General features: G+C 40.2%; 5 protein-coding genes. 1 reads left to right on the top strand and 4 read right to left on the bottom strand.

All coding sequences use genetic code 11. The annotated features are described in order from the left end of the window. Positions 1–34 precede the first annotated feature (34 nt). Positions 35–586, top strand: coding sequence for a hypothetical protein (locus tag ACX5KA_RS12645; RefSeq protein WP_458731318.1), 552 nt, complete (start codon positions 35–37; stop codon positions 584–586). A gap of 103 nt (positions 587–689) precedes the next feature. Here ACX5KA_RS12645 and ACX5KA_RS12640 read toward each other — a convergent pair whose 3' ends face one another. The 4 genes from ACX5KA_RS12640 to ACX5KA_RS12625 all read right to left on the bottom strand — a co-directional run bounded on the left by ACX5KA_RS12640 (position 690) and on the right by ACX5KA_RS12625 (position 2,397). Continuing rightward, on the bottom strand, positions 690–1,160 hold the full coding sequence (locus ACX5KA_RS12640) for a hypothetical protein (protein WP_458731317.1): 471 nt from the start codon (positions 1,158–1,160) through the stop codon (positions 690–692). 126 nt (positions 1,161–1,286) lie between these two features. Then, positions 1,287–1,754, bottom strand: a complete 468-nt coding sequence (locus ACX5KA_RS12635) for a hypothetical protein (RefSeq protein ID WP_458731316.1) — start codon at positions 1,752–1,754, stop codon at positions 1,287–1,289. Positions 1,755–1,878: 124 nt separating this feature from the next. Then, a complete protein-coding gene (locus ACX5KA_RS12630; protein WP_272968539.1) occupies positions 1,879–2,175 on the bottom strand; it encodes a type II toxin-antitoxin system RelE/ParE family toxin in 297 nt (98 codons plus the stop codon). A gap of 3 nt (positions 2,176–2,178) precedes the next feature. Then, positions 2,179–2,397, bottom strand: a complete 219-nt coding sequence (locus ACX5KA_RS12625) for an addiction module protein (RefSeq protein ID WP_163111832.1) — start codon at positions 2,395–2,397, stop codon at positions 2,179–2,181. Positions 2,398–2,494: the final 97 nt, after the last annotated feature.

Genomic DNA, 2,494 nt, shown 5'->3' with positions numbered 1-2,494 from the left:
TGGGCTAAAATCCGAGCGAAGCGACAGAGCCCACGTGTTACTGTCCCAGCGAGCCTGCGAGCGACTTAATGTGCTTGTTATGTGCGTGCTAACTAGTACTATAAATCAAAGTTTGTTGAATCGGAAAAATAAAATAACTATGAATTTTAACTTTTTAAAAAGTAGAGGTTCGCTAGCTATATTTAAAATAGTCCTTATTTTATGGACGTTATTCTTTGCTGGAGCTGTTGAACAACATAAGGCTCAATTTTTTAGAGATTATGAAAGTTCTTTGCTTGCACATACCATTTACTGGTCAGTTCTCCTTTCAATAGGTTATTTATTTAGTCGAGCGTGGAAAATTAAGAGCTTTGAGCACTTAGATCAGGTTATGCTTCAGCTTCACAATATTTTTCTTTTACCAGTGTATCTTATGCTCGGTCTAACTTTAGGTTGGTTGTATTTTATATATTCTCCAGAAATGACTAAGTTGCAAATTTTATTCTTCTCGCTCCCGTTATTGGGCTTCATAATTTCCATTTTTATGGAGAAATACAAGGTGATAGATTTCAAGAAAAAACTATGGGAAATGTTGAATATTGATTAGCACATAACTTTCCAATAACGGGCGCAGGCACGTGGGGCATAATGGCGAAGCCGCCCCGCGTGTATGCGTCCCAGCGAGCGAAGTGAGTGTGTTGATTGGGTTGTTATGCATCTGGTATTTCCGCCTCGAGAGTTACGGAACCAATGAATAAAACTTCAGTTAATGGAGATTTGGTCATATTACCTTTGAAATATTCATGAGCGCTAGAAATCCACTCTTGTCTAGGGAAGTCGAGCCATTTCGAATCACATACCAATTCAAATAGCTTGTGTTGCACATCAACGTAATATAGATTCTTGGTGCCATCCCACCATTTGTCATTCGCAAGCTTAGCTGAGCTGAGATTATTGAATAAAAAAAGTGAACCTAACCTTCTTGGCTTATCTTTATAATTCTGCAACCTTACTGACTCAAAGACTTGCTCTTTCTCCTTATCTTTATGAGCAATGGCGTAAGGCGACAAGGCTTGAGCTCCCGGGGATAAGCAATTAATAAAGTCTGGAGCTACTAGAACACCGGTTTTAACTGCTGATGCAAAATATTCTTCATTTGGGTTTCCAGCAACAATATACATAAATCTTCCTTGTAAGATGCATAACGCCCCGCTTAGGGGCAATAACACGTGGGCTAAAATTGGAGCGAAGCGACTGAGCCCACGTGTTATTGTCCCAGGGAGCTTGCGACCGGCTACAGCGGTTTGTTATGTGCCGGAATTATCTATTTCTTTGCTTTTGAATTTGAATACCTTTTTGACGGTATTGCAGATTTGCCCTGGCGCGGCTTCCTTATTCTTATAATGATATTCAGTCTGATAATCGCCTTCAGGGACGATCATATCTACAAATAGCTCACCGGTGTTTAATTTCAAAATTCTATCCTGAATTTCATAGCCAAACTCGATAAATGAAGTGGTGTTATACATGGTTGAATGTATTACTCCATCTACAATTTCCCATTTATTCCAATACATCTCAACTTCCAATGAGTTCACTAATGAAAAGGTAATTTCACATTTGTCACCAGACTTTTCATACTCGATCAAACTATAATCTATGCTATTTGAGTCATGGTTAATTATCCATGTACCGATTAAATCTTCGTTCGCTTTATTCGTAGACTCACTACATGACCAAACTAAAAAAGAAAGAGCTATGACTAGAAATCTCAAAATTACTCCTGAGGCACATAACACTAAGCTAAGGGGCGCTAGCGTGTGGGCTATAATCCGAACGAAGTGAGTTAGCCCGCATGGTAGTGTCCCAGCGACCGGAGGGAGTGGCTTGAGCGTCTTGTTAGCCGCGTTCGTGCCAATACCCTGGTTTTCGGTGGTTATGCATAATAGCTACCACACTAATTTCCCTGTTTTCGATAATTTTATAAATAATAGAGTATGGGAACCTGCTTAAGACAAAGCGTCGATGAGTTTGCCCCATTTTTGCCCATGCCGATGGCAAAGAGCTAACTGAATCGATGGCTTCCTTGAGTTCTTGAGTAAATTCGTGACCCAAACCCAATGACTGTTCTTGATACCAATCAAACGACTCTTTTATTTCCCTTTTAACCTCCGGGTGAAAGGAAACAGGCAGCATCTTTTAATTAAGATCCTTTTCTATCTCTTCCCAACTAATGCTTTTTACCGCACCAGACTCTAGCTCTGCGCTGCGAGATTCCGCAAGTTTTACCCACTCGGATTCCACATCGCTATCAATCTTGGTATCCATAGCCGTTAAAAGACAGTGGGCAGCAAGTGCTTTCTCTTTAGTACTGAGTTGCTCGATATTTTCAAGCATCACTTTCAATGCATCAGACATAAAATAACTCCCATTGGGTATGATTTGATATTACCACTAAAAAAGAGAAGTGAAAGGCTGGATTTACAAGTAGCGGCTAACGCTAAGCTTTGGGGCG

The sequence above is a fragment of the Alteromonas alvinellae genome (genome assembly GCF_902705805.1).
This window is presented reverse-complemented; position numbering and strand designations above follow the sequence as displayed.